The sequence below is a fragment of the uncultured Sphingomonas sp. genome (assembly GCF_902806265.1).
Taxonomy (GTDB): Bacteria; Pseudomonadota; Alphaproteobacteria; order Sphingomonadales; family Sphingomonadaceae; genus Sphingomicrobium.
On the sequence record NZ_CADCVZ010000040.1, the window covers coordinates 1 to 7,696 of the forward strand.

3 protein-coding genes are annotated in these 7,696 nt (G+C 66.2%); 2 read left to right on the forward strand and 1 reads right to left on the reverse strand.

Annotated features, from left to right (window positions below; all coding sequences use genetic code 11):
* The coding region (locus tag QZX62_RS08665) for a hypothetical protein (protein ID WP_294173692.1) at positions 1-2,477 on the forward strand (2,477 nt) is incomplete at its 5' end.
* Entirely contained in the window at positions 2,474-6,982 is a 4,509-nt protein-coding gene (locus QZX62_RS08670; RefSeq protein WP_294173693.1) for a hypothetical protein, read from the forward strand. The genes QZX62_RS08665 and QZX62_RS08670, both read left to right, overlap by 4 nt.
* A 237-nt stretch (positions 6,983-7,219) precedes the next feature.
* Here the strand turns inward: QZX62_RS08670 and QZX62_RS08675 are convergent.
* Positions 7,220-7,696, reverse strand: a 477-nt coding sequence (locus tag QZX62_RS08675; protein WP_294173694.1) for a peroxidase family protein, incomplete at its 5' end; no start/stop codon positions are given.

The following is a 7,696-nucleotide window of genomic DNA, read 5'->3' on the forward strand; positions in this document are numbered from 1 at the left end:
CGCTTGGCGCCTGGCTGGACCTTGACGGCCGCTGGGACACCAGGCCCTACGAGAAGCTGAAGCCCGAGCTCCCGCTCATCGAGGACTGGCAGCATGTCGCGCCGATGGGGCGCGACCAATATGTCCGGGTTGCCTACCCAGGCTTCCTCTACCCGTTCGGGCATCGCGCATTGCTGATCAAGGTGACCGAGCGCAAGATCAAGGAGGCCAAGCAACCCCAGGCCCGCCTCTACCAGCGCAAGTTCATCGTCGTCGCGGAGCCTATCAAGCACTACGCCCAGCACGACCTTCCCTTCTCGGAAGTGCGCATCGACCCGCTGGTTTCGCCTGACATTCTCGACCCAGCCAAGGTTCCGGTGCCCGGCGCGCCGGTCGCCGACAAACTTTTCTGGCCGACCTTGCCCTCGGGCCTCATGCGCTGGATCCTCCACGCACGCGACCGCGACGAGAACCCGGTCAGCTTCGAAGCGCCCCTGCTGTTTGTTTCCAGTCAGTCACCGTCCCCCGCCACGATCGAGGCCGCCTATACGGCGAAGGGAGATCAGCCGCTTTATACGCTCGGCTTCGACCGCATCGACGGCCGTGGGCAGCAACTCGCCTATGCGCGGCCGAGCCGTCCTGGCGACACGCTGAACGAAACGGCGGCGCTGCGCTTCCGCGCCGACTTCCCCCCAGGAGGCGGAGCCCCCGTTCCGCATCTGCGCGAGGCAGAGCTGATCGTCCCGGCAGTCCGCCACTTGACTGGAGCCGCCTCGCCGGTCGCGGTGCGCTATCCCGATTTCTTCGCCGCTGCCGGCTTCGATGGCTCCAACCCAGGTGAGGTGTTCCTGGAACTGACGACCAAGCAGGTGGTCGAATTCGCCAGCAGCGAGCGCTCGGGCGGCATCGTTAGGCCGAACCTTGGTTTCGAGGGCCTGTCGCGACTGACCGGCATCGTTGGCGATATCGAAAGCGTCCGCAAGGAGGAGTTCGATCCCGAAAAGTTCCTGCAAGGTGCGCTGCCTAAGTTGTTCGGCATGGTTCCCCTGACCGAGATCTTGGAGAAAGGCGAGAAGCTCGCCGCGGCGCCCAAGTTTCTGACTGAGACGCTAGACCGCGTATCTCGCCTCCTTGCCGACCTCGAGCAGTTTCACCTCGCCATCAAGGCGCTCGGGCCTGCCGTCGCGGCCGACGCGGAAGAGGTCAGGCACGGCTTCGAGGATCTCGGCAAGCTCGTGGCGAATTTTCCCAAGCCTTCGGAGGTCGCGGCGCTGCTCGCAGACGCCAAGAGCAAGCTGGAAGGATTGAAGAGCCGGATCGCCGCAATTGGTGCAAAGGCGGCGGCTGAGGCCGCGAAACTGGGGCCGGCGCCACGAGCCGAGATCGAGCGGCTGACGACCGCGCTCGGCGCGTTCCTGAACAAGCCGACTGAGCTGCTGGACGACATCTCGGCACTGCTGCAGATGCTGAATCCGATCGCATTGGAGCTTCGGGCGCACATGGAATGGCGCCCGAAGCTGAAAAGCTGGCCGGCCGACAATCCGACCTTTGTCGTGGACCACGCAAGCAGCTTCGTGATCTCGCTGGACGTGCGCGCCAGTGGGACCGCGGTGCCGAGCGTTGACCTTATCGCTCAGCTCGACAAGTTTAAGCTGGACCTCTTTCCGGGAGCGCCGCTGATGCGCTTCCACTTCGATCGAATCGCCTTCCGTGGCGGATCGAACCGCAAACCGGACGTCGATGTCGTGTTCGGGGACATTGAGTTCCTCGGCGTCCTTTCCTTCATCAACGTGTTACGCGAGCTGATCCCGAACGACGGCTTCAGCGACCCACCCCACCTCGATGTCTCTGCCGAGGGTGTTACGGCGGGTTTCAGCATCGGCCTTCCCAATCTTGCCGTCGGCGTGTTCTCGCTCACCAACCTCTCGCTCGGCGCGGACGCGCGCATTCCGTTCCTAGGCGACAGTCCGGTCAATGTCGGCTTCAATTTCTGCACGCGCGAACGGCCATTCACCATTGCCGTTGCCTTCATGGGCGGCGGCGGATTCTTCGGACTTCGGGCCGGCCCCAAGCGGCTGGAGCTGCTCGAACTGGCGCTGGAATTCGGCGCCGTTCTCGCGCTCGATTTCGGCGTTGCGTCAGGCTCCGTGTCGGCGATGGGCGGCATCTACCTGCGCCTCGAAGGCGAGCAGGGATCGCTGACCGGTTACCTCCGCATCCGCGGTGAAGTGGACGTGCTGTCACTCATCTCTGCTTCCATCGAGCTGTACATGGCGCTCGCCTACGAGTTCCACACCGGGAAGATGGTCGGCCAAGCCTCGATCACAGTGTCGGTCGAGGTGCTGTTCTTCTCCACGTCGGTCCGGATCCACACGGAACGGCGTTTCGCCGGATCCAACGGCGATCCGACCGTCGCTCAGATGCTGGAAGTCGACGCGAGCGGCGGCTCCGCCGTGTGGGATGAGTATTGGACTGCCTTCGCGGGAGGCACGGCATGATCGAGCGCTTCACCCTGACCGCCCTTCCGCTGACCTCGGCGGAGGACCGCCCCTTCCACGTTTCGCTGCACATCGCTCCGCGGGTCGACGATCCGGAGCCTGGGCTGCTTCTCGGCGACTGCCCACTGTTCGCCAGTTTCACGCAGCGCCTGCTCGGAGCCGAGATCGTCCTGTTGGACGAGACCAGGAGCCCAATTTCCGCGGAGCCGCTGCTGAGCCAGGCGGATTCGGAGCTATGGCCCAAGCTGTTCCCTCCGGACCTGCCGGTGCGGGCGCCGGGCACCGACACGTTCGAAAACCGCAAGTGGCAGAGCTTCCCGGTGCGCGAGGTGCACGACACTGCCCGGACTGTCGCAGTGCTGAGCATGTTTGAAAGCCCGGTGGACCCGCCGCGTCCGTTCGGCTCCGTGCTTGGCCGGGCGATGCTGGAGCATCTCTCGCCCGACCTGGCCGACATGCCGCTCGAGGAAGTCGCCGCCCTGCTCGAGGGCGGCGTCCGCGGAAGATACGTCGAAGCTAGCGGATACGACGAGCGCGCTTTCCACCCGGCCCTGGACCGGCTGCTCGCGCGAACGAACGGAGGTGCTTACCGCACGCCCAAGCCCACTTTCGGCGATTTGCTGGTCCAACTCCATCAGACGCGGCGCTTCTACGAGCGCCCCGACCTGGACGAGCCCGGGATCGAACGTCCATCGTCAAGTGCAAAGCCCGCTTGGCAGCCGCCATCCCCCGAGCCGGACTTCCACGAGCGGCTGGCTCACTTCGCGGACCTGCCGGAACTGCTGCGCAAAGTCGGGCTGGTCATCGACCTTCGGGTGCATGATCTGGCGCGGCTGCGAAAGGCGCGAACGGTTGAAGGCTTTATCGAGCTGCCGGATGCGCTTGGCGCGGCCGAGCCGCTCATCACTCCGCTGGAACGGCGGGGTGAAGCGCTCCTCACCCGCCCGCGCGGAAAGGACTGGCTGGCCGGCCGGCTGCGCCTTGGCGACCGGGATCGCTTCGCGACCTTGATCTTGGATAGTGACGGAAGCGCGCTGAAGCTGGATCGGTTTCTCTGGTCGCTTCCGCGAATGATGCGGATCGAGGCGAACGGCGATCCGATCTCCGCCGCCCTACCCGCGCTTCGGGCGGAAGGCTTTACCGTGGCGCGCACGGCCAAGCTCGAGGAGGTCGGTGCGCAGCTCGCCCGGACGCGCGAGATGCTGACCGACCGATCGGCCGGCCGGCCATCGCGGGTGAGCACGGAAGACGTCACTCGCGGCTTCCGCGTGGAAGTCTATGATGCAACGGAGGCGCGCTGGTTCTCCCTCCATGAGCGGCTGCTCGATGTCAGGGTGAAGGGCGTGGAAGCGCCGGTGCTTGACGCTGTTCCATCGACCGGTGCCATTGGGGTCAGCAACCTCGTCGAGACGCCGGGCGTGGAGGGTGCGCCGGTGAAGCTTCACGAGGGGCTGTTCGGCTGGTCCGGTTGGAGCCTTGCCGCACCGCGGCCGGGACCACGCGTCCGCAATGCCGGCAACAAGGAGGTTGTCGAGCCAAGCGAACCTTTTCCCGCGCCCGCCAGCGGAGTGATCAGCCAATCGCGGGTTGCGCTCGGGACCTTGCCCCGTCTGCGCTTCGGCCGCTCTTATGCTTTCCGTGCCTGGTCAGTCGACCTGGCCGGGAACTCGCCGGACCAGAAGACGCTCGCCGCCTCTAATCCGAGCCCCGCTGGCAATCAGCTGTTCAAGAGCGCGCAGGCGCTGGCACCGAAGCTCCGGGCCCCGGCGAAATCCGCGGCACTTGCGGCGCTTCGGGAGTTGGCGCCGGCGGCGCCGACCCAAGCTCCGGTGCAGCTGCGCAACACCTCGCCCGTCGTCAACGCCGACGTGCGGGTTACCGGCGTAGCCGCGGTGGACCGGATGGTCGGCGCGAGGCTCGGCACCCGCCTCCGCCGGGCGGCGCCACCGATCCCGCGCGCGAGCCAAGTTCAACAGGCACTGCGGCCCTTCAGGGAGCGGTTCGAGCTGGAACAGCGCCCCCGTTGGACAGCCGAAGAGCTCGCTCGATTGGCGGAGGCAACGTCCGGCGCTGGCGCCACCCTCGACGTCGTGGCCGACACCGTTACGCCGCTTACGACTTTCCTGCGCTGGGAACCCGTGCTGCCGCCGGTCGCGGTAGCACGGCACCGCTTCAGCGAGGCCGAGTCGATTCATCATCTCGTGATCCGGAGCGGTGTCGAACCGGGCGAAGACGGCGCACTCGCCGTCGTTGCGCCCGACGCTTATGCCGCCAGCGCCAAGTCCGGCTTCCCCGAGCTTGAGCTCGCCTTTCGGGCGACCAGCGAACGCCACCTGGCGCCGCCCAAAGGCTCGCAGATGCTGGCCGAACTGCACGGCCGCTTCGACGGGGCGATCGGCGCGGACGGACCGGCCCGTAGCAAGCTGCTCGCCGTGGCTTTGCGCGACGACGGCACGCTTCTCGACCTCGACGTCGTGGACATTGCCGACCCGGCCAAGCAGATCGCGCAAACCGGGGTCCGGATCGACGCCGGTCCGGAAGTCGCCCGCCCGCTCACCGACTTGGAGAAGCTCCCGCGGGGGAACGCTCTCAAGAAGGGCGAGTATGTCGTGCACGACGCCGACGAGCTGCGCCTGCCCTATCTTCCCGATCCGCTCGCGAGGGGCGTGGCCCTGATCTTCCCGGACGCAGGCAGGGATGTCCCGCTCGCCGGCCTGCTCGCGGTCGACGGCATGCGTGCGGACTATGGCGGTGACTGGCCCGAGCTGGAGCCGTACCGTCTTGTTTTGAGCTCCGGCGACACTCTCGCGGCCGCCGTCGAAGGGCGGCGCATTACCATTGCGATGCCACCAGGGTACAAGCTGCGAATGCGGGTATCGAGCGCGCTTGATGATGCTGGATTGGCGGTGCTCGCGCAATGGAACGCTCTTCCGGAGCCGGCGCGGCACATTTCGCTGGTGCGCGACGCCGCACGCGACGGATGGCTCTATGCGCTCACACCGGGGGAAGAGATCGTTTTGGTGCACGCCGTGCCGCGCCCGCTGCAGCGGCCGGTCGCGACCGTGCTGTTGCCGGCCCGCGATCCAGCTGACGTTGCGGTGCGTCTTGCGGGAATCGTCAACTGCCATGCACCGAGTACCGAGCGGCTGGACTGCGAGGCCCAGTGGACTGAGATGGTCGATGACGTGACGCAGCCGGAAGCACGGCAGGAAAAAAGATTCGGCACCGCTTTCAGCGTTGCGATCGAGGAGTCCGAGGAAGCGGTGATCCTGGGGGGCCGGGAGCCCGGCGCCGAGAGCAGCGGAACTCCAGTCACGGTGCAGGTGCCGGGCCTTGGCAGCGTGCGCGTGCATCCGGCTCGTCACGATCTTCCCGACACCCGTCACCGCATGATCGACTACAGCTTCCGAGCGACCACCCGGTTCCGCGAGTACTTCCCGACTCCGATGCTCGCCGATCCCGATGCGCGCAGCGCGGCGGGACCGGTGGTGCGGCTGTCAGTGCCGAGCTCCGCCAAGCCCGTCGCACCCGTCGTGCAGTCGGTCCTGCCGCTGTTCCGGTGGGAGGAAGGGACGGAGCCGGCTCAGCCCTTCGCCTTCCGCCGGAGCCGCCAGGCGGGATTGCGCATCTACCTCGAGCGGCCCTGGTTCAGCTCGGGTGAGGGCGAACTCCTTGGCGTGCTGCTCGGCGGGGAACTCGCCACCGCCGGCTTCACCAGCCAATGGGGAGCCGACCCTATCTGGCTCCAGGCGGGCCCCAGGCAGCGGGCGATCGGCGTCGAACTGGAGGACTTCTGGTCCGCCCTGGGCTACGACGACACCGCTGGTCCCAACCCGCGTGTCCAACGGCCGGTCACGCTGCCGCTGGACGAACTCGGCGGCAAGCGATCGGTGACGGCGCTGGGCTACCGCCCTGAGTATCAGCCGAGCCGCCGACTTTGGTTTGTCGACGTGTCGATCGCACCGGGCGCTTCGGTGTGGTCGTTCGTGCGGCTTGCGATCGCCCGGTACCAGCCGCAATCGCTGCCCGGCCTCGCTTTATCGCCCGTGGTCCTCTGCGACTTCGCCCAGCTCGCGCCCGAGCGCACGGCGATCGTCTCGCGCCCGAGCGACTCCACGGCGCGCGTAATCGTCACCGGCCCGACCGGGATTCGCCCCGGCTCCCGCCGTGAGCTCGCGGACCTTGCCACGCTCATTCGGAGGAACCACCGCCTGCTCGCCCGGCTGCAACGGCGAAACGAAGCGATCGACACGGATCTCGGCTGGAATGATGTCAGCGTCACGGAACTTGCGCCCAGCGGAATCGGCGATGACGGCCGCATCGGCTGGAACGCGACGGTCCCGCTCACCGAGGCTCTTCCGCCACGCCTACCTGGAACAAACAGTAAGTGGCGGATCCAGGTCGAGGAATATGAAGGGCTCGAAGCCGATCCGCAGCCCTTCACGTATGGCAGTGCGCCGCGGATGGAATGGCGCCTGGTCTACGCGGACTCGATCACCTTATAGTCTATGTGCTTGTTGGGGCGAGCGAGTGACAGGAGCGGACCATGGCGAGGGTCGGGGGTTTCCGAGTTCGATTGGCTCGAGTTCGACTGGAACGGCGAGCTTCTGTCACCGGGCGCGGCTGAACGGATCAACGCGTTGCTGCAGTCCGGCGACAGGATCGCCATGGTGACCGCCTCGCACGATCGACGCAATGATCGTGATGATGCCGGCCCAACGACCCTATATTGGACGCCGCAATTAGGCCGTGACCTTAAACTTGACCTTCCCGGGTTCGCGGATGCCGGTGTTCCGTACTATAACGTCGGCGAGGGTCGTCGTGCGCCGCACTACCTCCATACCTTCTTCTCCGAACGTATCCTCGTTGTAGACGTTCGCAGCGAGCAGCGGATTGGTCAGCGCCTGGGTGAATGCATCGTTGGCGACCATGGTTACAAGCAGTTCGCCCATCATGCTGGAGGGTCCGTAGTTCTCCGCGAAAAGACCGACGAACCATTCGAGCTTGTCGACGTGCCCATACAACGCACGCAGCCGTGCAGCCATCTCCGTTTCGCCCGTTAATTCCTCGAAACTTCGAATCGGCGACAGGCCATAGTAGCGCCGGTACGCCGCAAACGACGGCAATCCGCATCCCCGCGCCATCGCCAAACTGAGCCGCTTAACGTTCGCACCCTCCTTGTCGAGAAGGAACTGGGCTGTGTTGCCGAGCCCAATCCG

Excerpts from the sequence above, each read along its gene's own strand:
- QZX62_RS08670 (WP_294173693.1), top strand. The coding sequence starts at position 2,474 with ATGATCGAGCGCTTCACCCTGACCGCCCTTCCGCTGACCTCGGCGGAG.